The sequence below is a fragment of the Desulfitobacterium sp. genome (assembly GCF_034927245.1).
GTDB lineage: Bacteria > Bacillota > Desulfitobacteriia > Desulfitobacteriales > Desulfitobacteriaceae > Desulfitobacterium_A.
Genome location: NZ_JAYFQK010000014.1, coordinates 1 through 24,113, shown reverse-complemented (window position 1 = coordinate 24,113; position 24,113 = coordinate 1). Strand labels below are relative to the sequence as shown.

Here is a 24,113-nt window from a genome sequence, read left to right as displayed (position 1 = left end):
GCAATAAAAATTTTCTGAGGGAATTTCCAATTTGGTGTTTCCAAAAATGAAAACCCCCTACCGAAAAGTAGGAGGAATTCAATATTGATGGTTCAAGCAAAGTCTTGAGCTATCTACCTCGGCGAATGCCGAGAGGCTATTTAATAATGTGGAGGTAAATATGCAAAAGAGAAAAGTGAAAACAGCTATTATTGCTGTTGCCGGTTTTGTAGCAGGACTTTTATTGGCTTATTCAATCTCTTCCCAGTTAACTCCGGGAGGAGTGGGAATGATAGGCAAGGGAGGAACAAAGGCCACTAAAGCAGGTGTATCTGAGGATGTTGTTGATTCAGCCTTAAAAACCTATGTTCCACCCGGTCAGCTTGATGAGTATTATTTATTTGCCTCGGGCGGACATTCCGGTCAATTGTTTGTTTACGGTGTACCGTCAATGAGACGTATTCGGACGATACCTGTATTTAATAAGGAATCTGCAGTGGGCTATGGTTGGACGGAAGACACCAAGAAAATGCTGGGCGATTACGATTGGGGAGATGCTCACCATCCGGCCCTCAGCGAAACGAAAGGGGATTATGACGGCCGTTGGCTTTTTATCAATGATAATGCCAATAGCCGGGTGGCTCGTGTCAACTTGGATTCGTTCACTACGCAGCAAATTCTGGGACCGGTACCGAATGTCTATGGTCCGCATGGCTCGGTTTTTCTTACGCCAAACTCAGAATATTTTATGATGGCTTCGCGCTTTGCCGGGCCGATCCCCTATGGTACCTATTCCGAGCTTGATAACTTCAAGCAAGATTATAAAGGTGTGATGGCAGCGGTAGCCATCAATCCGGATGATGGAAATATGAGTGTCGGTTGGGAAGTCTTGCTGCCGCCTTGGTCCTATGATCTCTCCGATGCGGGTAAAGGGGAGAGTGAAGGCTGGTGTTTCCTGACAACTTATAACACAGAAGAAGCTTATCATTTATTGGAAGTTGAATCTTCACAGAGGGAACAAGATTATATTGTAGCCCTGAACTGGAAGCTGCTTGAACAAGCAGCCAAAGACGGGAAGTACAAAGAAATTGGCGGAGCAAAAGTCATCGATCCGAAAGATGTTCCGGGTTCTATCTATTTAGTTCCTTGTGCGAAAAGTCCTCATGGTGTGGATGTAACACCTGATGGTAAGTATTTTGTGGGTAATGGGAAGTTATCACCTACGGTGACGGTTTTTAGTTTCGATAAATTTAAAGAGTGTATTGATAATCAGGATTTCCAAGGGGAAGAAAGAGGCTTTCCCATTGTGAACTATGACAAGACGCGTGTTGCCGAAGTCGAAGTAGGATTAGGACCTCTCCATACACAATTCGATGATCAGGGGAATGCTTATACCAGCCTGTTTGTAGAAAGTGCGGTAGCCAAGTGGAGTCTGAGCGACTATAAAGTAACCGATAAGGTTCAGGTCCATTATTGCCCCGGTCACCTTGCAGCAGCCGAAGGGGATACCGTAGAGCCTGATGGGAAATACCTCGTTTCCTTAAATAAGCTGGCTAAAGACAAGTTCTTATCGGTCGGCCCATCTCATCCGGAGAGTATGCAGCTTATTGATTTGACAACAGATAAGATGAAAGTTCTCTTTGATAATCCGGTCGATCCCGAACCCCACTTTGCGCAAATGATCAAAGCGGATAAGATAAAGACTTTTGAAGTCTATCCGAAGGATGAAACTAGAGAGGGTGCGGTTTACGACAAGGAAAATGCCCGAGTCGTACGTGACGGCAATAATGTTACGGTGTACATGATGGGCTTCCGAAGCCGCTTCTATCCCGATACGGTCGAAGTAAACGAAGGTGATCATGTAACCTGGTATATCACGAATACAGACTTTGATGAAGATATTACTCATGGTTTCGGGATTATGCTTTACAATATCGACTGTGAATCTCAACCGGGGCAAACGCAGAAGCTTGAATTTGTGGCCGATAAAGCAGGAGTTTATCCCTACTATTGTACGAACTTCTGTTCGGCATTACACCAAGAAATGCAAGGATATATGTTAGTCAAACCCAAATCATAAGGCATACGAAGAAAAGGACTGCTGCACGGAATTTTGTGCAGCAGCCCTTTGAACTAAGAATCATCGAGGTAATGGGAGGACTACGAAATGAAATTATTTAAAGGTAAGTTAACTATGCCGGGAAGAATCCTTTTTTTGCTAGCGGGTGTTTGTTTGATTGCGTGTATTTTCTTCCCCTTATGGCATCTGGACTTAGAGGCGCCCCAATATCCTGAAGGGTTATCCATGAATGTGTACATGGACAAAATCGGAGGCCGAATCGATATTATTAATAATCTAAATCATTACATTGGTATGAAGGAAATTACGGAATCCGATTTCCCGGAACTCCAATTTATGTCTAAGCTGGCCATAGGTTTTGCGATCTTGGCTGCGATTGCAGCTTTAACAAAAAGAGCATGGATTGGAACCCTTAATCTTTTTCTTTTATGTATAGGCGGAGGATTAGGAATTTATGATCTTTGGTATTGGCTGCATCAGTATGGGACTGACTTAGAGCCTTCGGCTCCGATCACGGTTGCTCCTTTTGTTCCGCCGATGATTGGAAGCAATAAAGTCGCGAATTTCGTGACTCACACCGGATTTAATTTGGGTGGTTACCTTTTGGGTTTAAGTATTGTGTTGATGGTGATTGCATTATGGAGGTTTAACGTATGCGAAAAGAAAGAGGTAACCGTCAAGCACGATATCAGGTCTTGATCTTAGGCGTCCTTTTTTTGGTTCTCGCGAGTAATCGGCCCGTTCAGGCACAAACCATCGATGTCGATCGGGCCGGCCCCATTGATTCGATCAGTAAGGCGATCGAGATGTCCTTGCCCGGGGATCAGATTAGGGTTCAGCCCGGTGTCTATGAAGGTCAACTGATTATCGATAAACCTGTTGAGCTGATCGGGGTTGATCATCCCGTGATCGATGGTCAAGGGCTTGGCGACACGATTACGATTAAAGCGGATGGGGTTAAACTCCAGGGTTTTGAAGTGAGAGGCAGCGGCCGCAAAATACAAGATTCGGACGCGGGAATTAAGATCTTTTCATCTCATAACGAGGTTAAAGAAAATTGCTTGAAGGATAACTTATTTGGTATTTATCTTAATAAAGCCTCACAAAACGTCCTTGAAGGTAATGAGATTACAGGTAGGCAAGCTCAAAACAAATTAAAACAACAAACGGATATGGACATAAGCGAGAATGCAGGATTACATCCAACCTTTGAAGGCGAGAGCGGTGATGGCATCCATCTCTTCTCAGCTTCGGGAAATAAGGTAAACAACAATACGATTGAGAAAACAAGAGATGGCATCTATTTTAATTATGCCGAGAACAATCAACTTACCGGAAATCGGATTTCTCATGTCCGTTATGGAATCCATTACATGTATTCAAATAGTAATATATTTGAAGAGAATAGGTTAACCGATAATATCGCCGGTGCGGCTTTAATGTATTCCAAGAATATTACCTTCAAAAACAATGTATTTGCCCACAATCGAGGACAACGATCTTATGGACTCTTATTTTCGACTTGTGATGATAGTTTGGCAGAAGGCAACGTGATTATCGACAATACCCGGGGGGCCTTTTTTGATGTATCTTTGCATAATGTATTTAAAAACAATCTTGTTGCTTCCAATGATGTGGGTATAGATCTTATCTCAAGTTCCTCGGATAACCTTTTTGTGAACAATAATTTGGTAGACAATCTTCAGCAAGTTGCGATGATCGCGGGTAGCGTGGGCGAAGGAAACCTTTTTGCGAAGAATGGACAAGGCAACTATTGGAACGATTATTCGGGATTTGATTTGGATCGTGACGGTATCGGTGATATTCCCTATCTCAGCGGGGACCCATTTACCTTTCTTATGAAAAAGGCCCCGGCGGTACGTTTATTTCTCAATAGTCCGGCTGCTTCGGCTTTAGAATTTTCCGAAAAAATGTTCCCGATTATTGATATACCCATGGTTAAAGATGAGTACCCGGTTGTTGAACCCATTCCTATGCCTAACCCGGATCTTGTGAATGAATTTACGGCTAAAAGGACTTCCAATAAAGCTTTGGGTTTTTATTCCATGGCTATGCTTTTTATCGCAGGATCGATTTTTAATTGGGCTTTTAGGATAAGTTCAAAGAAGGGTAAAGTAAAGAGGCATGGCGGAAAAAGGGGGATAAGTCGTGTATAGAAAATTAGGAGCCGTTATCCTCATTCTCCTATTGAGTTTAACCGGTTGTGCAAGTGTTGATTATTCACCGCGCCCTATTGATTCGAGTTTAGATATATGCTCAAGCTGTAATATGACGATTAGTGATATCCATTTTGCCGGTGAAATTATACCTAAGGCCGGACAAGTGGAAAAATTCGATGATCTGGGCTGCCTTGCTCTGTATCTTAAAAAGCACAGCCAGGAGCAGGAACTGAAGGATGCTGCGATCTATGTGATCGATTATGATACGCTGGAATGGATTTCGGCTAAGGATGCGAGCTATGTTCAGGGCGCGGCGATCAGTACTCCTATGAGTTATGGAATTGCGGCTTTCGATTCTCAAGAGTCTGCCCAAACCTTTGCCCAAAAGTTTTCAGGGATGAAGGTCATAGAATGGCAAGAGGTATTGTCAAGCAAGCAGGTGATCAATTTTTAATGATAAGGGGATTTATTAAATGGTGAATGGATCAAATGTTATCGTGGTAGCCGAAAAGGAATTATTGGAATCAATGCGCAGCCGCTGGCTCATTACCTTCACCGTTATTTTCGGGCTATTAGCTTTACTGATCTCGTTTTTCGGGTTATCGGGTATGGGAGTCGGGGGATATCAAGGGTTTAATCGGGTGACGGCAAGCCTTTTAAATTTGGTGCTTTATTTACTTCCTTTGATTGCTTTGGTAATCGGTTCGGCATCCATCGCCGGGGAAAAAGAAGCAGGGTCACTTCATGTTCTTTTGACTCAGCCCGTGAGTAAAAGTGAAGTAATTATCGGGAAATTTTTAGGCTTGGCTTTAGCTTTAACTGCCTCGATTCTGGCAGGGTTTGGCGGTGCGGGTATAGTTATTGCTTGGAAAACGGGAACCTTAAATATTACGGATTATCTTCTGTTTGTCCTGCTATCTATTATCTTAGCCCTCATTTTTCTAAGTATTTCGTTGCTTATATCGGTGGTGACTTCGCGCCGTTCGCAAGCGGTTGCCCTAGCTATTCTGGTTTGGTTCTTTATGATTCTCGTCTATGACTTCTTAGCCATTGGTGTGGCCTCCTTACAAACGATAACAATTGTTGTGCCCCTTCTCTTTGCGCTTCTTTTGATGAATCCTGCCGATATGGTCAGAGTATTGGTTATTTTGAAGTTAGGCGGGGAGGAAACCTTTGGCCCGACTCTTGCTGTCCTTACGCGTACAATGAGCACGAGCTCGGGGATGGTGTTACTTTCTTTGACCCTTTTACTTTGGCTTATTATACCGCTGGCTTGCGCAGTATACCTTTTTAGCCGCAAACAGGATTATTAGGAGTGAATAACAAATGAACGAAATATTGCAGGTGAAAGATTTAGAAAAAAGCTTTGGCGATTTCGTGGCTGTCAATAAAATTAACTTGAATATTAAAGAAGGAGAGATTTTTTCTATCCTTGGACACAATGGCGCGGGAAAATCAACGCTCATCAAAATGGTTCTTGGTCTGATTAATCCGACTTCAGGGGAAATATGGATTGATGGGCTTCAATATAGGCAAAAGAGTAAGGATATTAAAAGAATCATTGGCTATCTGCCGGAGAGAATGAATTTTTATGCGAATTTAACCGCTTGGGAAACGATAAGCTTTTATGCAAAACTCAAAGAGGTTCAGCCTGAGCGTTGTGAAGAGGTCTTGGAACAGGTGGGTTTAGCTGATGTCATGCATCGAAGAGTAGGGGCATTTTCCAAAGGAATGCAGCAAAGATTAGGCTTGGCACAAGCCGTTATTCATAGGCCTAAATTGCTTATTTTGGATGAACCAACGACAGGTCTTGATCCTATTGGAATTATGGAATTGAAGCAAATGATTCGCAACTGGAATCAGGAAGGGACAACGATATTTTTCTCATCACATAACCTTGCCGATGTGGAGGAATTAGCCGGAAACATGGCGATTATGAATAAAGGATCAATTGTAGCCGATGGATCGCTAGCAGAGCTTCAGCAAAAATATAAATTAAGGACAAAAATTAAAATTAAAGTGTCCGGGGATCCAAGCGAAACGTGGTTTTCTCAACAACAATTTACGAGTCGGTTCGGAAAGTTTGAGATTCAAGACAATACAATGACCTGTTACTGTGATTCTCGTGACAAAATGGACGTTTTAAAAACATTGCTGGATAAGGGTATTAAAATAGAGGACTTTTCGGTGGATGAACCGGGCTTAGACCTTGTTTATCAGGAAGTCATGCGCAATTGCGCTATATTTTAATTTAAAAATCTTGGAGAAACCATTAATCTCGCTTTGGCACCGAAAAACAAGCATTCGGTTGCCGGCGAGTTTTTCTTCGGTTTTGAAAAGGACTTGACCCACCGGAAAAAAGCTGCCTAAGAAAGTACCTTTGTACGTCTTGGGCAGCTTTGTAATTACCGCAAATTTGGGTGTAGAAAATTGTAGAAAATCATGACTATTTGAGGTAATATAAATTATTGAATATAACGCTTAGGAAGCGGCGACAAGATAAATGAAGCAGCATATTGAAGAAATTGATGTTCTGAGGATTATTGGTTTTATATTTGTAGTGGCTCAACATGTTTTTGGCGGGTTTGCTTGGCGGGAAGGTGTAAGCTTTTCGGATTCGCTCGTCTTAAGTTTCCTTTATGTAGTAGCTAAGCCTGCGGTGCCGATTTTTATCACCATAGCCGTGATGATGATGATTTATACCCATACCGAACCCGTAAATTGGACACAATTCTATAAAAAACGGTTTATTTACACGGTTATTCCCTATGTGATTTGGACAGCTTTAAATATTTGGGATGCTAAGCAATATGGGGAGGTTTCTTTCGGCCCTTTTTGGGGACAGCTTTTAGCGGGAACAGGACGATACCATTTGTGGTATATGTCGATGATGCTGAGGATCTATCTTTATTTCCCTCTTATTTTAGGTCTGACCAAGATCATTTCTCAGCGAAGTCAGGTCTTTAAAGCGAATTTCCTTCTCTTTTTTACATTGGCTTATATATTCCTTTTAGAACATAATGATGTTACTAACTGGGTGGGTCAGTTCCTCTTTACCTATCCCACGGAAAATGAACAGCGGTTTTTGGATCGTACGCCGATTTTGTGGTCGATATATATTGTTCTTGGAATTTATATAATCCTCAGACATTCAAAATTTAAAACGTGGATTAAACGTTATCAAAAACAGATGCTGATCGCCTATATTCCTTTATTGTTGTATAACTACTATGTTGAAGTCTGTAATGCAATTCCGGGTCATGCCGTTTCTACCGGATATTTTTACGAGACCAGCTATGTTTTATTTATGATTTGTTCGATCTTTGTTTTTTATAATTTCGCTTGTTATATTTCGAAAGAAAAGAATAAATTATACTTCAAACTAAAAGAAGTATCCAACTATACCTATACGGCTTATCTTGCTCATGTCATTGTTCTGCAAGCTGTTTTTAAGTACTTTACACGGTTCTCTTCGATCGAAAGTCCTTTAGCAATAGGAGTTATAGTTTTTATCTTAACAATTTTAATTACGTTTAAATTAACGGAGCTTCTTAGCTTGCTGCCCTTTTCAGAATATCTTCTGGGAACGAAAAAGAAATATCATAGCAAATGGATCACAAAGGGAAAATTTAATCCGGTCGACATGAAATAATTATATTAAACGGATACGTCGAGCAAAGGGGATCGTTCTCGGACTGAGAACGATCCCTTTCTATCTTTAAGGAAGGAATTCTGTCATAAAAAGAGAAATATCCTTATGGAAAAGAGGGAATAATTTATGGCAGATGAGCTTAATTCAACAATTAAAGATCTTGAAGAATTAAAGCATCAAACCTTGGCTTGCGAAAACTGCCATCTTCGGGCAGGGTGCCGTGGAGTTGTGTTTGGTGAAGGAAGTCCTTTATCCCCAATTATGTTTATAGGAGAGGGCCCCGGACAGACAGAGGATGAGTTAGGACGCCCTTTTGTAGGAAAGGCCGGGCAGCTTTTGGATCGCATTCTTGAGGCAGCTGATCTGCCGCGTAATACAATCTATATTACGAATATCGTTAAATGCCGACCCTCAAATAACCGAACCCCGACCCAGGAGGAGATGAAGTTCTGCTTACCTTGGCTTCGCGAACAGTATCGAATTCTTCGTCCGCATTTTATGGTTTTATTGGGATTAGCGGCAACGCATGGCATACTCGCCCCTGATCTCAAAATGAATCAAGTGCATGGTCAATGGTTTGAACGGGGGAAGGTAAGGATGATGCCAACCTATCATCCGGCAGCTATTCTTCGTAATCCGAATCTTAAACGACCGGCTTGGGAAGACTTTCAAGAAATCAGCAGGGCTGTTAAAGCATTTGAACAAGAAAGCGAAACGCTTGAAATTTGAAAGGGAGAACTTCCGGATGAATTTGCCTTTGGTTAGTTTAAAAGATGAAAGAACGAAAGTTCAAGTCAAAAATACAATCTTTGGCGGAAATGAAGTCATTTTAATGGGCGGCCCTTGTGCGGTGGAATCCGAAGCTCAAATGGCTGAAGCCGCCAAAGGCGTGAAAGCGGCGGGAGGTCAAGTTTTAAGAGGTGGCGTTTTTAAGCCTCGGACTTCTCCCTACAGTTTTCAGGGACTTGGCGAGGAAGGCCTAGATTATTTGGTGAAGGCCGCCGCGGAATATGACTTGCTTACCATTACAGAGGTTGTGGACAAGACCAGTTTAGAACTTTTGGCGGATCAAGTCGATATTCTCCAGATTGGTTCACGCAATATGCAGAATTTCGAACTGCTTAAATGGGTTGGCAAGTTAAGAAAGCCTGTTGTCTTAAAACGCGGTTTATCGGCAACGATTGAGGAATGGCTCAGCTCGGCAGAGTATATTTTGGCCGGCGGAAATTCCCAAGTTATTCTTTGTGAACGGGGAATTCGAACATATGAACCAAGTACCAGAAATACTTTGGATTTAAGTGCGGTAGGCTTAATGAAAGAGCTTACGCATTTGCCCATTATCGTCGATCCCAGCCACGCTGCCGGTCGAAGGGATTTGATCGCTCCTTTAGCGAAAGGGGCAATTGCCGGAGGGGCAGATGGATTGCTGATTGAAATGCATCCCCATCCCGAAGCGGCGAAAAGCGATGGGGATCAATCTTTGACGCCTAATGAATTCGAGCAGCTTTCCGCAGAACTTGTACCGATTGCTAAAGCCATAGGGCGCAGGCTGGTTCGACCCAGCTCGTTGGAAACACTTAACGATTTACAGCTCTTAAGAAATCGAATGGATGAGATTGACCGGGATATCGCCGAACTGTTGGCCCAAAGAATGAAGACTGCCCAAGAAATTGCTAAATGTAAGCTAAAAAGTAAAGATGCGCAAAAGACGGAAAAGGTTATTTAGTCACAGTTGCGTAAATAATAATTGTATATTATAATATGCGCATATACCCCGTATGGGTATAGAGTGACCCCGTTTTTCTGACGTAATGTTGTAAGCGAATTAAATGAGGACATTATAAAGCGAAGGGAGATTTTAAATGACTATTGTAAAATCAATCTCAGAACAAGAAGCCGAGGGCGAAATTAAAGCCGTATATGAACAAGTGAAACAAATGTCCGGAGGAGCTGTGCCTCCAACTTTTCAAGCCATGGCGAATCATCCGGAGTATATGAAATTAGTTTTACAGAAAATGCAAACGGTTATGGGTTCACCTGAGCTGGATAAGAAAACAAAGCTGGCCATTGCTTTTGCTGTTTCCGTATTGAATAATTGCGAGATGTGCATTACGATGTATTCACAACAGTTAACAGATGCCGGCTTTACGGACAAACAAAAGGTTGAAATTCTTTCCGTTATTGATTTGGTTGGTTCTATGAATCATTTTAATAATGGAATGATAATTAAACCGGGAAAGTAAGTCGAAAACAGGGTGTCAGGTTGGAGGAGTTTTCCTTCAACCTTTTTTTGTACTTTCACATTTTAGGGTGCTATAATGAATTACTAACGTTGCGAGTAAGGGGTAGAATAATGTCTAATTTACATCATTCGTTTATTCACAAAAAAAGAAAAATGAATCCTGCTTCTTTCAAGGTAACAGAACCGACTGAATTGATGGCATTCCTTTTTAAGCAACTGCCTGATCAAGGTCGAAATAATATTAAGTCCCTCTTGTCTAATCATCAGGTTCTTGTGGATAATGAGGCAGTATCTCAATATAATCATCCCCTGGCAATGGGTCAGCAGGTATCAATCCTCTGGAATAAAGTACGAAAAGAAAATCAGCCGCGTGGGCTGGAAATCCTTTTTGAAGATGATTACCTCGTTGTTATGGTTAAAGAGGCGGGGTTGTTATCCATTTCCACGGCCCAAGAAAAAGAACACACGGCATATAGTATTTTAAGTGACCATGTTAAAAAGAGAGACCCTAAAAATCGAATCTTTATTGTCCATCGGTTGGATCGAGATACTTCAGGGGTTATGCTTTTTGCCAAGAGTGAAAAAACCAAAAAGTTATTACAAGACAACTGGAAGAATACCGTTGAAGAACGAAAATATATTGCGATTGTGGAAGGCTCAGTTACAAAAGCAGAAGGGACGATTACGTCCTGGCTTAAGGAAAGCAAGTCCTTGATTATGTATTCAAGCCCAACCCCAAACGGAGGGCAAAAGGCGGTTACTCATTATAAAGTTCTTAAGAAAAATAAAAATTATTCGATGCTTGAAGTCGAATTGGAAACGGGACGGAAGAATCAGATTCGGGTCCATATGCAGCACATCGGCCATCCTATTATCGGGGACAAGAAATATGGCTCAATAAAGAACCCGATACGACGTTTAGGACTTCATGCGCGGGTACTGGCTTTTCGCCATCCGATAACGGGTGAAGATGTCCGTTTTGAGACGGAGATTCCCAAGGAATTCATAAGCTTGTTTAACTAGAAAAGATACCTCAAAATACACTCTTGTGATTTTGGGGTATTAGCTTTTGGGGGAAGGATTATTTTCCATTTAGCACGAATAAGAAATAGTTAGATTTAATTTAACTGAAGGAGAATGAAAATGGTCCAGTTAGAGTACCGTTTGCTGAATGAAGAAAATGGATTTCCGGCACTTTATGGCTATGAGCGTATTCCCAAGGATGAGGTTATTGTGAGATGCTTATGTGATTACTTCATCAAGGAAGGTATTGTTTATGAGGTTACCTCATCGGCTAAAGAAAATTTTCTGCAGGTTATCTATGTTAAAAAGTTAGAGGATAACCCTCATCCTCAGACACCGGGACAAATTACGGGAATGGGATATATTCTTTTAGAGCTTCGGGAATTTCAGGAGGAGGCTGAGTCTTATCCTGTCATGAAAACTCTTGAATTCGGGAATATGCAGGATTTGCTTCTTTATGCGGTCAGCCAATATATTGATTTTCAGGACTGCGAATGGGAAAGGACCTCATTTGAAATCGATGAAGACCGGCAAGTCTTTAGTTTATATCTTAAAAAATCAGAGAAGGAAGAAGGGGTAAAGTGACCAAGACACAACGAATGGTCGGAATATTTTTATCTGCGGCTCTTGTAGCCGGAGCTGTCGGTTACGGTTCCAGGCAGATAACGGGAGTCGGATTTTTCCCCAGCCTTTTTAGCCCATTTGGCCCATTCGGTCCGCTCGGTTATTTTAGCGGCCGTTCTTCAGGCTATTACTCAGGTGTTAACTCCGGAGTATCCTCCGGAACGGCGGGTGGCGTCAAAAATCCGGCAGCGGATACGAGCTCGGAGAAATCCCAACCCAATAATGCCGGAATTTCCGGAACATCTCCGTGGGGAAAATCCGGTTCAACGAGTTCCGGCGGCTCAACCGGTGCGTCATCTTCAGGTTCTAAAAGCGGGATATCCAGCGGCAGCCATGGCGGAATCGGAAGCAGCGGCGGAACAAGTATAAGCTAAAATCAGAATGAAAAATTTTTTGACCAAGGAATCAATATTTGAGCCGGATGAGGAAGGGGAACGTTGAGCAGTGCAGAGGGGGAATTATTCGGAGGTTCGCGAGCAATTCTATGGATCGATTCGCGAGGTTTTCTCATGGGACTGGATTGATGGGGATGAATATGGCTTAGCCGGCATGCATTACATTACCTCAGAGTTTCGCAAGGAAATCGCTTATGCCACAGAAGAATTAGGGAGGATTTATGCCAAAACGGTATTAATGGTTCAACAAAGCCCGGAAGATCTGTTGGAGATGCTGGGAATCCCCCAAGAAGCCTATACGGCAATCAGACTCCCTATTATGCCGGAAATTCCAACGCTGATAGGCCGCTTCGATTTTGCCAATACCCCTCAAGGGATAAAAATGCTTGAGTTTAACGCAGATACCCCAACAAGTGTCGTTGAAGCATTTTATGCAAATAGTAAAGCATGTGAATTTTATGGTGCGGGGGATCCCAATCAAGGACTGGAACAAGATCTTACAAAGGCTTTTCAAGAAATCGTTAAGCGTTATCAGCAATTAGGATATGAAACCCAGAATATCATTTTTAGCTCCTTAGATTGGCATGAAGAGGATAGGGGAACGGTGCAATATTTGCTGAAGATGTCCGGACTCCAAGGTTCCTTTGTACCGCTGAAAGATCTCCGCGTCATAGAGGATGAACTTTATGCCTTGATTGAGGGTGAGTATCAGAAAGTGGATATTTGGTACCGGCTGCATGCCCTTGAAAAGTTAGCGGAAGAGAAGGATGAGGATGATTATCCGACGGGAGCTCATGTTCTGGATTTGATTGCTCGCGGAAAATTAGCGATTATTAATCCCCCTGCCGCATTTATCGCCCAAACAAAGGCCATGCAATCCTTAATTTGGGGACTGCATGAGGCCAATGAATTTTATACAGAACATGAGCAAGAAATCATTGAGCGGTATATGCTCCCAACGTATATGGAGAATCCCTTTTTAGGGAAAGAGGCTTTTGTAGCTAAGCCTATTTACGGACGGGAAGGGGGAGCGGTTTCTATCTTTCAGCCTGACGGTACGGTTTTAGAAAAGGATCAGGAGGAGCTTTACTGGGAACAGCCTATGATCTATCAAAAGTATGCGGAAATGGAAGAGATCAAATGTATGACGGTAAAGGGACCCTACAAGGGACGATTGCTCTGGGGATCTTTTCTTATCGGTGGAAAAGCATCTGCAGTAAGTGCACGAATCGGGGAACGGATCACCGGAAATTTATCATTCTTTTTACCCTCGGGGTATAGAAGACTAGACTTATGACGAGCAACAGCGAGGCAGAAGGCCAAGTCGCCCTTATCCTGCCGAATAGAGTACATGCATCGTGGGATATAGAAGACTAGACTAAAAATAAAGAAAGGGGCAAACGTATGTTTTTGCTTAATTTCCTAGAATATTTAGGGGTGACAATACCTCTGATGGTTTTTGCAATCTTCCTTTTCACCTTAACCACACCTTACCGGGAATTTAAGATTATGTTTGATGGGGATGTCTTGGAGGACCCGTTAAAAGTGGCTTCAGCCAAAGCCGTAGCATTGGATTTGGGAGGGAAAATCCTTGGAATTTCCTTCTTGATGGCATCTGCAATATATCATGCGGTCAGCTTATGGGATCTCGTTGTATGGGCTTTAACAGGTATAGTCTTTTTAATCGCTATATATTATTTATTTGAACTTTTAACTCCGGGAATATCAATTCGTAAAGAGATTCCTCAGGGAAATGTCGGTGTTGCTATTTTTTCTTTTTGCTTAAGCTTAACCTCCGGAATTTTAATGGCAGCGCTCATAAGTTATTAGAAAACAGCAAAAAGGATGGGATTTTGGAGTTAACTCCGGTCCCATCCTTTTTTATATTCTCAGATATTATTCTATATTGGCAGCCCTATCAAATTCTGATTCAATTTCTGCCGAAGGTTTAGCTGATAATAGACTAACAATGACGATGGCAATTAAGCTAAAGAGAAACCCCGGAATTATTTCGTAAAGGTTGTAAAAGGAGGCTTTGAGATTGGGAATTTGGGTCCAGCCGATTACTGTGGCAGCGCCAACGATCATTCCCGCTAAAGCTCCGGATTTGGTCATGCGTTTCCAGTAAAGGCTCAAGAAAATGGTGGGACCAAAGGAGGCACCAAAACCTGCCCAAGCATAACCGACAAGGTTAAGAATGGTATCATTCTGAGTCCAGGCAAGAGCAGCTGCTATGATGGAGACGACGAGGACGGCTAAGCGGCTGACAATAAGTAATTCTTGGTCACTGGCCGAGCGGTGAAGGAGAAGTTTGTACAAGTCTTGAGTCAGGGAACTGGAGGTTACAAGAAGCTGAGAAGAAATGGTGCTCATAATCGCCGCCAAGATAGCCGCAAGCAAGAATCCGGTGATGATCGGGTGAAAGAGAATTTTACCGAGCTCGATAAAAACAGTTTCCGGATTGGCTAAGGTTAGTCCCTGTTGAGCGAAATAGGCAATTCCAATCAACCCTGTAAACATTGCGCCGACCACAGAGAAGACCATCCAAGTCATGCCGATTCTGCGTGCTTTTTTAGTTTCCTGAACAGAGGAGATTGCCATAAAACGAATGATAATATGGGGTTGCCCAAAATAGCCTAAACCCCAAGCGAAAAGAGAAATGATCCCGGCAACACTTGTTCCGGTAAAAATATTGAGAAGCGTCGGATCGATAGATTCAATGGTGTTCAAAGAAGAAGATATTCCTCCGCTGTGAATAATTGCCATGGCAGGGACCAAAGTAAGAGCAAGAACCATGATTAGACCCTGGACGAAGTCAGTGAGGCTAACGGCTATGAATCCCCCAAAAAGGGTATACGCGACAACGACTGTTGTGATAAGGAATAAACCTGTATGATAGCTCATCCCAAAGGTCGTTTGGAAAAGAATGCTCCCTGAGACTACTCCCGAAGAAACATAAAACGTAAAGAAGATAATAATAACAAGTGCGGAAACCAAGCGAATTATGTGGGCCCGGTCATGAAAACGATTACCGAGATATTCGGGTACGGTAATTGAATTGTTGGCAATTTCCGTGTAAGTCCGTAAACGAGGAGCGACATAAAGCCAGTTGGCATAAGCTCCCAGTGTCAAACCCAGCACGATCCAGCCTGAGCTTAATCCTTGAGCAAACATAGCCCCCGGCAAGCCCATCATCAGCCAACCACTCATATCGGAAGCGCCGGCACTTAAGGCGGTAACAGCCGGACCTAGGCTTCGCCCGCCAATCATGTAACCGGAGAGGTCCGTGGTTTTCTTATAAGAGTAGTACCCGATAAGCAACATGCCAATCATATAAACGATAATGGAAAAAGCAATCACGAATAGTTTCCTCCCCCAAATTTTATATATTACTTTACTACTATGTAAATTATAGTAGCATAACCCTAACTTTTTCTAAACAGGAAAATGAATAAGTATACGAAATTATTAAAATTTCTTTCATAATAATCGGCGAGTTACGCAAACTTGTAAAGAGTGTATTGATTATTATAAGGGGGGACGCTTGATGTCCGAAAACGTTTTAGAGAAAATTGAAGGCCGAGTAAGTTATCATGATTCTGTTGAAGAGATGTTAGTCCGTATTCGTGAAGATGGTATGTCTAATGTTTTTGATCGCTACGCTGCTCAAGAAAAAATCCGTTGCAAATTCTGTCTGCAGGGACTAAGTTGTCAGCAGTGTTCCCAAGGACCATGCCGTATTAATGAAAAGGGCGAACAAGATCGAGGCGTTTGCGGGATTGGGCCTGATGCTATGGCTATGCGTAAATTGCTTCTTCAAAATATCATGGGTGCGGGAACATACAGCCATCATGCTTACGAAGCCTTCCGAACCTTGAAAGCAACAGCTGAGGGAAAAACTCCGTTTAAGATTAAAGATGTCGTTAAGTTGAAGTGGATGTGCGAAAAACTCGGAATCAATAGCAACCAAGATGTTAACCAGATGGCGATCCAATTAGCGGATCTCCTTGAAAATCAACAACGAATTGGCGTGGAAGAGCCTAACCTTATGGTTGAAGCCTTTGCTCCCCAAAAACGTAAGGAAGTTTGGCGCAATACCCATCTCTATCCCGCAGGAACGATGCATGAAGAGCAAAACTGCGTAGCCAGTTGTTTAACAAACGTGGATGGGAGTTACATTTCACTTGCGACTAAAGCCTTGCGCTTAGGTTTAGCCACAATTTATAATTCCCAAATAGGGTTAGAAATGGTTCAAGATATTCTCTTTGGCACTCCGATGCCCCATGAAGTCAATGTGGATCTTGGAATCATGGACCCGGACTATGTCAATATTGTCTTTAACGGACACCAACCTTGGGCAGGGGCAGCAATGATTGAAAAAGCAAAATCCCCTGAGATACAGCAGCGTGCTAAAGCAACCGGGGCCAAAGGGTTAAGGATTGTGGGCTCTATTGAGACCGGCCAAGAACTTTTGCAGCGTTTTCAAATGGACGATGTTTTTGTCGGGCTTATGGGAAACTGGATAGCCATCGAACCCCTTTTGGCAACGGGAACAGTCGATGTAATTGCGATGGAAGAAAACTGCTCGCCGCCGGCCATTGATATGTATGCCGAAAAGTATCAGGCAACCCTTGTCGCGATCAGTACGATAATTGATATCCCCGGACTTCAGCATAAAATTCCCTATGATCCCTCTGAAGTCGATCAAATGGTTAATACCTTGATCGATCTTGGAATTGAAAACTTTAATAAAAGACACGGCAAGATTAAACCCATGGTTCCGAAGAAGATCACAAAGGCCATCGCGGGTTTTTCGACTGAGGCAGTTTTAGGTGCATTAGGCAATAGGCTTGATCCGCTTGTTGACGTTATCGCTGCCGGCAAAATTAAAGGTGTCGTTGCCTTAGCAAACTGTTCAACCTTACGCAATGGACCGCATGACTGGAACACGGTCAATCTAACAAAAGAGCTGATTAAAAAAGATATTTTGGTTGTCGCAGGCGGCTGTGGAAATCATGCCTTAGAGGTGGCCGGACTTTGTAATCTCGATGCGATTAACCTAGCCGGACCGGGCTTAAAAGAGGTTTGTAGTGCCTTAAAGATTCCGCCGGTTCTTAGCTTTGGTACGTGTACCGATACGGGTCGAATTTCGATGTTGGTCTCTGCGCTCGCGGATCATCTCAATGTCGATGTGCCGCAATTGCCGATTGCTGTTACGGCACCGGAATGGATGGAACAAAAGGCAACGATTGATGGTGTTTTCGCAGTAGCCTACGGTGCCTATACGCATCTGTCACCAACGCCTTTTGTGACGGGGGGACCGCAGCTCGTTAAGCTTCTAACGGAAGATGTCGAAGGACTGACCGGTGGGAAGATTGCCCTTGGGGATGATCCGGTCGGAGTTGCCAATAACATTGAAGCCCATATTGTCTCAAAACGAAAAGGCCTTGGATTGCAGTAGGAAGGCGGTCGCTTCCCGCTTTCCCGATAGTCTTCGGTTGCCCGATAGTCTCCGGTAGAGAGTATCATTAAAAAGAGTGCAGTCTCACGCTAGAGGCTGCACTCTTTTGGGTTTAATTCCGGAGTTTCGGTAACTAAGATTGATCTAAGACATTTGGATCATTCTTTTTCTTCTGCTCTTGTTTATCGCCGGCGCTTCGAGATTCATACTTTGCACTGTCGCGGCCTTTGGGCTTTTTATGAATTTCACCCGATTTCTTCATTTCATCACATCCTTGCTTTTTAATACATTTAGTATGGAGCAGAAAACAAAGCTTCATGTACAGCAAAACGAAAGCACATACATTTTAAGAAATGAAGAGTACAAAAGATAATGGAACGGGCTTAGGATTAGCCGTTTGTTATAGTATTGCGCCGCGGTTCAAAACAGCATAGTGAACTTAGATTATACGGGCTAGACCAATACCCAAAGCAACGCCCGCAAAGCCTATAACAATACTTAACAGGGTGTAAGCAGCAGCGGTGGCATAGCTTCCTCCTTCAAGAAGTGTAATAGTTTCAAAACCAAAGGTAGAGAAGGTTGTATAAGCTCCAAGAAAGCCAACGCCGATTCCTAGACGCCAAAGCGGACTGATAGTCATTCGTTCCATGAAGAGTATATTCAGAAAGCCCAATAAAAAGGCTCCGGTAATGTTGATCAGAAAAGTATGAAGAGGGAACCCTTGATTCCATTTGTTTGATATCCAAAGTCCTAACTCATATCGTGTTAATGCTCCTAAGGCACCTCCTAGGGCTATTGCCCAAAGCTCACGTATTTTAATCACACCCTCTCTATTTAATTCGTTTTAATTTTAACTGCCCTTGCTTTTTGAGTCAAATCTTGAGGATGGAAAAGGTGTTAGCGGGAAATGAAAGGCATATAGTTTAGGTGTGGTGTATATAGGAGGGGATAGGATGAGAATTATACTGATTAATAGGAAAAGAACAATTAGAATTCTATTGCTATCTGTTTTTATGATACTGGGAATAAGCTTTATGAGCCGAAGTATATCCATTCCCTCACTTGTACGCACACCGGGAACTTATTATATGGTAAATACTCAAGAAAAAGTGGTTGCTCTTACGTTCGATGATGGGCCGGATCCAAATTATACTGGATTCGTTCTTGATGTTTTGGCAGAAAAGAATGTAAAGGCAACCTTTTTTGTGCTCGGAGAAAATGCTCAACACTATCCAGAGCTGCTTTCACAGATTAAAGCGGAAGGACATGAAATCGGAAACCATGGTTATTCACATACCTACAATACGAATCAGTTTGTTAAAGAACTTGCGAAGACCGATCAAGTTATTTTTGACTTGCTGCAGCAGCATACTTATTTTTACAGGCCGCCCGGGGGATTTGTATCAAAAGAGGTTATTCAGGGCGTAAAGGAAAAGGGATATCTTCTTACATTATGGAGTATCGACAGTAAAGATTGGCGCAATCCGGGAGTTACCCGAATTGCCGAAACTGTTGTGGAAAATGTGTCCCCGGGAGCCATCATTTTGCTTCATGACGGGGGAGCAAAACGTGAACAGACGGTAGGGGCCTTGAAAGCAATCATCGATCGCTTAGGCAATGAGGGCTACCGTTTCGTTACCTTAACAGAACTGCAGCATTTTGAAGAAAGAAATCCAATACCAACATTACAAGAGAAGAATAAAAGATAGTTACAAAAAGTTGTAGTTGTTTATTGAGAAGCTAATGTATATAATATATATGAACGTATACTCATATGAGGGGGTGAGAGCTTGATGACGGATAAAAAAGTATCAGATATAGATAATAGTTTTGAAATGGATGACTTGATTTGCGAAGTAGAATGTATTCATCCGGAAGTTATTGAGCAATTTTCAACCAAAATCATCGATATGAATCGGGCAAAAGATCTTGCCGAGCTGTTTAAAACATTAGGTGATCCAACACGGATAAGGATAATGGATGCTTTGGCGTTAGGCAAAGGTGAATTGTGTGTTTGTGACCTTGCCGAACTTTTGGAATTAAGTCAATCGGCCACATCTCATCAGTTACGGGTGCTGCGAAACAGTAAACTCATAAAATACCGTCGTGAAGGAAAAATGATTTATTATTCTTTGGATGACGATCATGTCTCCGGGTTGTATAGCCAAGGCTTAGAGCATATTTCCGAGAAATAAAAATTGGGATGATTGAAAAGAGGCGGAAAAGGATGAGAGAGAATAAAAAAGAGTCAGCTTACCCATCATCAGAAAAAGTGAAATACCGCATCGAAGGAGAGTTTTGTGCTAATTGCTCGGCTAAGATGGAAAGAGCCTTAAGTGATGCCGAAGGATTTGGCGAGACGACGATCAATTATGTGACGAAAACGGTATATCTTCCTCCGTCTGAAGTTCAAGAAGCTCAAGCTATCATGGAAAAGATTGAGCCGGGGATTAAGCTGGTTGAGTTGACCGATGGAAATAGAGCCGGCCGCGTTTCCGATGGGGAAGAGTCTGAAAACAACTTAGCAAAGAAGCTCTGGGGGATTGCTTTAGCAACGGTGCTCTTTGTTGTAGGTTTAATATTTGCGCCCCAATGGCATGATACCGATTATCACTTTTTAGAATATTTGTTTTTTATCAGTGCCTATATCTTGGTCGGATATGAGGTCTTAGCAAAAGCGATCCGCAATATTCTCAGTGGAGCGGTTTTCGATGAGAATTTTCTGATGGCTATAGCAACGATTGGAGCTATTGCTATTCATCAATTACCGGAAGCGGTAGGAGTCATGCTATTTTACGCTGTCGGTGAATATATTCAGGACCGGGCGGTTGACCGCTCACGCCATTCTATTCAAGCATTGCTCGATATTCGTCCGGATTCGGCGAATCTTATTCATCAGCTGCAAATTATTAAAGTTGATCCTGAGGATGTACAAGTGGGACAACAGATTGTGGTCCGTCCGGGGGAAAAAGTTCCTCTTGACGGAATCGTTATCAATGGCAGTTCTTATCTGGATACATCCGCTTTAACCGGAGAATCGGTGCCGCGTAAAGTTGAGAAAGATGAGACGGTTTTGGCTGGGATGATCAATACGACCGGGGTTTTAACCGTTCGAGTCATTCGGGAATATGCGGATTCCTCCGTCCAGAAAATCCTTGATTTAGTTGAAAATGCAAGCGCGCGGAAGGCCAAAACAGAGAAATTTATTACGACTTTTGCACGTTATTATACGCCGGGCGTAGTGATTCTTGCCTTAATGATTGCCCTGCTTCCTCCGTTGATGGGAATGGGGAGTGTTAGTCATTGGCTCTATCGGGCATTAACGATCTTGGTTATTTCCTGCCCTTGTGCGTTAGTGATTTCGGTGCCTCTCGGTTATTTCGGTGGAATCGGAGGTGCATCGCGCCACGGTATTTTAATTAAGGGAGCAAACTATCTCGAAGCCTTGACCCAATTAAAAACGGTTGTCTTTGATAAGACAGGGACTTTGACCCAAGGCGTATTCGAGGTGACCCGGGTTCAACCAGCCGAAGGGTTTAAGGAGGAACAGCTTCTTGAAGCAGCGGCTAAGGCTGAAGCCCATTCCAATCATCCCATTGCTCAGTCGATTCGCAAGAAGTTCAAGGGTGAAATTGAATCATCCCTAATTGAAGGATATGAAGAAATCTCGGGCAAAGGAGTTATCGCTAAAATAGACGGCCAAGATGTCATTGCGGGCAGGAAGAGCTTGCTGGAGGGGCGGGGAATCGAGCGATTAAAGGAGCAGGAAGAGCAAGAAGGAACACGAGTATATTTAGCGATAGACGGAACCTATGCGGGGTTTATCGTCATAGCTGATCAGGTTCGGGAAGGCGCTCAAGAAACGGTTCAATATCTCAACCAAGCGGGAATTAAAACGGTTATGTTAACGGGTGATCATTCTTCAGTGGCCCAAAGTATAGCCGGCAGATTAAAAATTCAGGAATACCATGCCGATCTATTGCCGGAGGATAAAGTATTTTGGCTGGAAAAGCTATTGAAGGATCAAAAGGAAGGTAAGGGTAAAGTTGCATTCATGGGGGACGGAATTAACGATGCTCCGGTACTGACTCGTTCCGATATCGGGATTGCGATGGGGGGACTGGGTTCAGATGCGGCTATTGAAGCAGCTGATGTCGTCCTTATGGAGGATCAGCCTGTAAAGCTGATCAATGCGTTAGAAATTTCCCGGTTTACAAAGAAGATTATCTGGCAGAATATTGTCTTTGCGCTCCTGATCAAGATTGGGTTTATCATTTTGGGGATGTTTGGTTTGGCAAATATGTGGGAAGCTGTATTTGCGGATGTCGGGGTAGCCCTTTTAGCCATTCTTAATGCAACCCGGGTTCGGCGTTATACCAGCCCGGGAATACGGTTTGACAAAATAAGTGCTCCAACCGAACTAAATCTTAAAGAGGTTACTGCAAAGTAGGGTTTTTTCCCAAGGAAATGACAAATGTTAAGAACGGGACAAAATGGCGTGGAATAATATGGAATTGAATGATAGCAGTGAGGGGGGGCGAGGGAATGGGAAAGTGGAGCGAGGTGAAGGGTCAGTACCCACCGCATGTGTGGTATCCGCCTCAACCCTACCCTTTGAATTCTAATTTCCCGGTTAAGAAGGAGGGGGCGCCCGGGCCATCTGGGCCATCTGGGGCGTCTGCTCCTCTTATGCCTTTCTCAATTTCAGAGCCAAAGGCCACGGAACGGGACATTGCAGCAAGCAATATTTGGCCATTAATGCCTGCTCTTGCCGGAGCAGGGGCATCCTTTTTGCTGCTATTAATTTTTAACCATAAAACATGGAGAATTAAGAATGACGATGGTCCTGAAAGTCGTGAGGTTACTCGGAGTGCTCCGGTCGGATCGGCTGTCATTGTCATTTATTCGATACTTGCGACGGCAGGGGTTTCCTACTATGTGTATCGAGTGTTGACATCCACGGATGGAAGTATTATTAGCGCATTTATTCCGGTGGTCTCAGCGATTACCATTTTTATAATTTATTTTGCCGCTGCTTATAATCTCGAATATCAATTGGTCCCGGGGAGTTTTACGGGGGAGAATATAGGGAATGATATTGTTTCCGAGATTTTTACGTTTGTATATTTTAGTATTTCGACCTTTACAACTGCAAGTATGGGGGATTTATCTCCGGTCAGCAATGCTTCGAGAATGCTTGTAAGTATTGAAGTTCTGTTCTTTGTCTTTATCTTTATCATTACATTGGGGCTTGTATTCTTCGCGGATCCATGATATTTGAAGCAGGAGTATTCGCGGCGGGTAGGGCGGTAGCCATGGATAAGGCGTTCTTGTGATGGCGGGATCGACAAGAACGCGGTATACTGTGAAGTGGTATCCTAATATCTATTCATTTTTAATCAGGAGGAAAACATCTTGAAGGTTGTACTGGAGTGTATCCCTTGTTATATGAAACAAGGGATCAATGCATTAGCTCAGACGGAATGTGCTGAAGAAAAAGCACGACAAATTATATATCAGATTTTGCCGATGATTCCTGAGCTTGATCCGGAAGGATCCCCTGCCGTGAATTCGACAATTATTTTGCATAAGATTAACGAGTTACTCGAAATTGATGATCCATTCAAAGAAGCTAAAAAGAAATCGAATGAACTCGCGTTATCTCTTCTTCCTCAATTGAGAGAACGTATCCGTCAGAGTGAGGACCCGTTTTATACGGCTTGTCAAATTTCAGTTGCGGGTAATATTATCGATTTGGGGATATTTTCTGATTATGACCTTGAAGGAACGCTTCAGGAATCTTTAGTTAAGCGTTTTGTTCGAGATGATTCGCTTGAGTTTAGAAAGAGGCTGCTCAGTGCCCATGAGGTCTTGATTCTCGGCGATAATTCCGGAGAGATTGCCTTTGATAAGCTTCTGGTAGAAGAACTTCAAAAATCGGGAGTTCAAGTTACCTTTGTTGTCAAAGACCAACCCATTTTAAACGATGCCACACTAGAGGATGCGACTCAAGTCGGTATGGGGGAAGTGACCAAAGTGATCACTAATGGGAATGGGTATCTCGGAACGGTTGCCCAAGAATGTTCAAAGGAGTTAATTGAAGCAATGGAGCGGGCTGATTTGATCATCAGCAAGGGACAAGCCAATTTTGAGACGTTAGAATCAACGCCTGAAGCCGGTGATAAGACCTATTTCTTATTTCGGACGAAATGTGAAATAGTCGCTAAAAAAGTCGGCGTTGATTTGGGCTGTATGGTTTTTGTACGGAATCAAATATGCAGGTATTGACTCCTTAATAAAGATAGACATATAATTAATCGAAAGACAGACTAATTTCTGATTTCACTGCAAAAACCCCATTAACCTGACCGTCATAAGAAGGATATTTATCTCTCAATGTTGAATTATTAAGCATAAAGAAGTAATTGATTGAACGATTGAGATAAATCGGTTTCTTGGGGGTATTTGAAGATGTTC

At 42.8% G+C, this 24,113-nt stretch carries 24 protein-coding genes; 21 read left to right on the top strand and 3 right to left on the bottom strand.

All coding sequences use genetic code 11. From position 1 onward, the window contains the following. Positions 1 to 160 precede the first annotated feature (160 nt). The 15 genes from nosZ (at position 161) to VB077_RS04240 (ending at position 14,005) form a co-directional block, all read left to right on the top strand. Positions 161 to 2,059, top strand: coding sequence for a Sec-dependent nitrous-oxide reductase (gene nosZ, locus VB077_RS04310; RefSeq protein WP_323413986.1), 1,899 nt, complete (start codon positions 161 to 163; stop codon positions 2,057 to 2,059). An 87-nt stretch (positions 2,060 to 2,146) separates the two neighbouring features. After that, positions 2,147 to 2,758: a hypothetical protein gene (locus tag VB077_RS04305; protein ID WP_323413985.1), complete on the top strand. Its 612-nt coding sequence runs from the start codon at positions 2,147 to 2,149 to the stop codon at positions 2,756 to 2,758. Further along, entirely contained in the window at positions 2,713 to 4,236 is a 1,524-nt protein-coding gene (gene nosD / locus VB077_RS04300; protein WP_323413984.1) for a nitrous oxide reductase family maturation protein NosD, read from the top strand. Before VB077_RS04305 ends, nosD begins: the two co-directional genes overlap by 46 nt. Further along, complete coding sequence (locus VB077_RS04295; protein ID WP_323413983.1) at positions 4,229 to 4,693, top strand: nitrous oxide reductase accessory protein NosL; 465 nt, start codon at positions 4,229 to 4,231, stop codon at positions 4,691 to 4,693. Before nosD ends, VB077_RS04295 begins: the two co-directional genes overlap by 8 nt. A 19-nt stretch (positions 4,694 to 4,712) precedes the next feature. Beyond that, complete coding sequence (locus VB077_RS04290; RefSeq protein ID WP_416337027.1) at positions 4,713 to 5,552, top strand: ABC transporter permease; 840 nt, start codon at positions 4,713 to 4,715, stop codon at positions 5,550 to 5,552. Between the two features lie 13 nt (positions 5,553 to 5,565). Next, on the top strand, positions 5,566 to 6,489 hold the full coding sequence (locus VB077_RS04285) for an ABC transporter ATP-binding protein (protein ID WP_323413982.1): 924 nt from the start codon (positions 5,566 to 5,568) through the stop codon (positions 6,487 to 6,489). A gap of 253 nt (positions 6,490 to 6,742) precedes the next feature. Further along, entirely contained in the window at positions 6,743 to 7,891 is a 1,149-nt protein-coding gene (locus VB077_RS04280) for an acyltransferase (RefSeq protein ID WP_323413981.1), read from the top strand. A gap of 126 nt (positions 7,892 to 8,017) precedes the next feature. Continuing rightward, the gene (locus VB077_RS04275; RefSeq protein WP_323413980.1) at positions 8,018 to 8,620 is read left to right on the top strand and encodes a uracil-DNA glycosylase; all 603 of its coding nucleotides are present in this window, start codon (positions 8,018 to 8,020) and stop codon (positions 8,618 to 8,620) included. 16 nt (positions 8,621 to 8,636) lie between these two features. After that, complete coding sequence (aroF, locus tag VB077_RS04270) at positions 8,637 to 9,617, top strand: 3-deoxy-7-phosphoheptulonate synthase (protein WP_323413979.1); 981 nt, start codon at positions 8,637 to 8,639, stop codon at positions 9,615 to 9,617. Between the two features lie 136 nt (positions 9,618 to 9,753). Next, a complete protein-coding gene (locus VB077_RS04265; protein WP_323413978.1) occupies positions 9,754 to 10,134 on the top strand; it encodes a carboxymuconolactone decarboxylase family protein in 381 nt (126 codons plus the stop codon). A gap of 110 nt (positions 10,135 to 10,244) precedes the next feature. Next, positions 10,245 to 11,156 (top strand): RluA family pseudouridine synthase, encoded by a 912-nt coding sequence (locus VB077_RS04260; protein ID WP_323413977.1) that lies wholly within the window; start codon positions 10,245 to 10,247, stop codon positions 11,154 to 11,156. Between the two features lie 120 nt (positions 11,157 to 11,276). After that, positions 11,277 to 11,741, top strand: coding sequence for a hypothetical protein (locus tag VB077_RS04255; RefSeq protein WP_323413976.1), 465 nt, complete (start codon positions 11,277 to 11,279; stop codon positions 11,739 to 11,741). Beyond that, positions 11,738 to 12,154: a hypothetical protein gene (locus VB077_RS04250; RefSeq protein WP_323413975.1), complete on the top strand. Its 417-nt coding sequence runs from the start codon at positions 11,738 to 11,740 to the stop codon at positions 12,152 to 12,154. Before VB077_RS04255 ends, VB077_RS04250 begins: the two co-directional genes overlap by 4 nt. Before the next feature lie 70 nt (positions 12,155 to 12,224). Beyond that, on the top strand, positions 12,225 to 13,472 hold the full coding sequence (locus VB077_RS04245; protein WP_323413974.1) for a glutathionylspermidine synthase family protein: 1,248 nt from the start codon (positions 12,225 to 12,227) through the stop codon (positions 13,470 to 13,472). Positions 13,473 to 13,579: 107 nt separating this feature from the next. Further along, positions 13,580 to 14,005, top strand: a complete 426-nt coding sequence (locus VB077_RS04240; protein ID WP_323413973.1) for a DUF350 domain-containing protein — start codon at positions 13,580 to 13,582, stop codon at positions 14,003 to 14,005. A 66-nt stretch (positions 14,006 to 14,071) separates the two neighbouring features. On the opposite strand, the gene putP is transcribed toward VB077_RS04240, so the two are convergent. Next, a complete protein-coding gene (putP, locus tag VB077_RS04235) occupies positions 14,072 to 15,535 on the bottom strand; it encodes a sodium/proline symporter PutP (protein ID WP_323413972.1) in 1,464 nt (487 codons plus the stop codon). 187 nt (positions 15,536 to 15,722) lie between these two features. Between putP and cooS the strand changes: the two genes are divergently transcribed. Continuing rightward, positions 15,723 to 17,636, top strand: coding sequence for an anaerobic carbon-monoxide dehydrogenase catalytic subunit (cooS, locus tag VB077_RS04230; protein WP_323413971.1), 1,914 nt, complete (start codon positions 15,723 to 15,725; stop codon positions 17,634 to 17,636). A 133-nt stretch (positions 17,637 to 17,769) separates the two neighbouring features. Here the strand turns inward: cooS and VB077_RS04225 are convergent, their stop codons facing one another. Together VB077_RS04225 and crcB are read right to left on the bottom strand one after the other, a co-directional pair. Then, positions 17,770 to 17,898, bottom strand: coding sequence for a hypothetical protein (locus VB077_RS04225; RefSeq protein WP_323413970.1), 129 nt, complete (start codon positions 17,896 to 17,898; stop codon positions 17,770 to 17,772). Positions 17,899 to 18,075: 177 nt separating this feature from the next. Then, positions 18,076 to 18,459: a fluoride efflux transporter CrcB gene (gene crcB, locus VB077_RS04220; protein WP_323413969.1), complete on the bottom strand. Its 384-nt coding sequence runs from the start codon at positions 18,457 to 18,459 to the stop codon at positions 18,076 to 18,078. A 130-nt stretch (positions 18,460 to 18,589) separates the two neighbouring features. On the opposite strand from crcB, the gene VB077_RS04215 reads away from it, so the two are divergent. The 5 genes from VB077_RS04215 (at position 18,590) to VB077_RS04195 (ending at position 23,924) form a co-directional block, all read left to right on the top strand. Beyond that, a complete protein-coding gene (locus VB077_RS04215) occupies positions 18,590 to 19,345 on the top strand; it encodes a polysaccharide deacetylase family protein (protein ID WP_323413968.1) in 756 nt (251 codons plus the stop codon). A gap of 84 nt (positions 19,346 to 19,429) precedes the next feature. After that, entirely contained in the window at positions 19,430 to 19,831 is a 402-nt protein-coding gene (locus VB077_RS04210) for a metalloregulator ArsR/SmtB family transcription factor (RefSeq protein ID WP_323413987.1), read from the top strand. A gap of 32 nt (positions 19,832 to 19,863) precedes the next feature. Next, entirely contained in the window at positions 19,864 to 22,086 is a 2,223-nt protein-coding gene (locus VB077_RS04205; RefSeq protein WP_323413967.1) for a heavy metal translocating P-type ATPase, read from the top strand. 95 nt (positions 22,087 to 22,181) lie between these two features. Next, complete coding sequence (locus tag VB077_RS04200; RefSeq protein WP_323413966.1) at positions 22,182 to 22,910, top strand: potassium channel family protein; 729 nt, start codon at positions 22,182 to 22,184, stop codon at positions 22,908 to 22,910. Positions 22,911 to 23,051: 141 nt separating this feature from the next. Further along, positions 23,052 to 23,924 (top strand): damage-control phosphatase ARMT1 family protein, encoded by an 873-nt coding sequence (locus VB077_RS04195; RefSeq protein ID WP_323413965.1) that lies wholly within the window; start codon positions 23,052 to 23,054, stop codon positions 23,922 to 23,924. Positions 23,925 to 24,113: the final 189 nt, after the last annotated feature.

What these genes read in the sequence shown, in the direction of transcription:
- nosZ (WP_323413986.1), top strand. Translation starts at nt 161, where the DNA reads ATGCAAAAGAGAAAAGTGAAAACAGCTATTATTGCTGTTGCCGGTTTT.
- VB077_RS04305 (WP_323413985.1), top strand. Translation starts at nt 2,147, where the DNA reads ATGAAATTATTTAAAGGTAAGTTAACTATGCCGGGAAGAATCCTTTTT.
- nosD (WP_323413984.1), top strand. Translation starts at nt 2,713, where the DNA reads ATGCGAAAAGAAAGAGGTAACCGTCAAGCACGATATCAGGTCTTGATC.
- VB077_RS04290 (WP_416337027.1), top strand. Translation starts at nt 4,713, where the DNA reads ATGGTGAATGGATCAAATGTTATCGTGGTAGCCGAAAAGGAATTATTG.
- VB077_RS04285 (WP_323413982.1), top strand. Translation starts at nt 5,566, where the DNA reads ATGAACGAAATATTGCAGGTGAAAGATTTAGAAAAAAGCTTTGGCGAT.
- VB077_RS04280 (WP_323413981.1), top strand. Translation starts at nt 6,743, where the DNA reads ATGAAGCAGCATATTGAAGAAATTGATGTTCTGAGGATTATTGGTTTT.
- VB077_RS04275 (WP_323413980.1), top strand. Translation starts at nt 8,018, where the DNA reads ATGGCAGATGAGCTTAATTCAACAATTAAAGATCTTGAAGAATTAAAG.
- aroF (WP_323413979.1), top strand. Translation starts at nt 8,637, where the DNA reads ATGAATTTGCCTTTGGTTAGTTTAAAAGATGAAAGAACGAAAGTTCAA.
- VB077_RS04265 (WP_323413978.1), top strand. Translation starts at nt 9,754, where the DNA reads ATGACTATTGTAAAATCAATCTCAGAACAAGAAGCCGAGGGCGAAATT.
- VB077_RS04260 (WP_323413977.1), top strand. Translation starts at nt 10,245, where the DNA reads ATGTCTAATTTACATCATTCGTTTATTCACAAAAAAAGAAAAATGAAT.
- VB077_RS04255 (WP_323413976.1), top strand. Translation starts at nt 11,277, where the DNA reads ATGGTCCAGTTAGAGTACCGTTTGCTGAATGAAGAAAATGGATTTCCG.
- VB077_RS04240 (WP_323413973.1), top strand. Translation starts at nt 13,580, where the DNA reads ATGTTTTTGCTTAATTTCCTAGAATATTTAGGGGTGACAATACCTCTG.
- cooS (WP_323413971.1), top strand. Translation starts at nt 15,723, where the DNA reads ATGTCCGAAAACGTTTTAGAGAAAATTGAAGGCCGAGTAAGTTATCAT.
- VB077_RS04225 (WP_323413970.1), bottom strand. Translation starts at nt 17,898, where the DNA reads ATGAAGAAATCGGGTGAAATTCATAAAAAGCCCAAAGGCCGCGACAGT.
- VB077_RS04215 (WP_323413968.1), top strand. Translation starts at nt 18,590, where the DNA reads ATGAGAATTATACTGATTAATAGGAAAAGAACAATTAGAATTCTATTG.
- VB077_RS04210 (WP_323413987.1), top strand. Translation starts at nt 19,430, where the DNA reads ATGACGGATAAAAAAGTATCAGATATAGATAATAGTTTTGAAATGGAT.
- VB077_RS04205 (WP_323413967.1), top strand. Translation starts at nt 19,864, where the DNA reads ATGAGAGAGAATAAAAAAGAGTCAGCTTACCCATCATCAGAAAAAGTG.
- VB077_RS04200 (WP_323413966.1), top strand. Translation starts at nt 22,182, where the DNA reads ATGGGAAAGTGGAGCGAGGTGAAGGGTCAGTACCCACCGCATGTGTGG.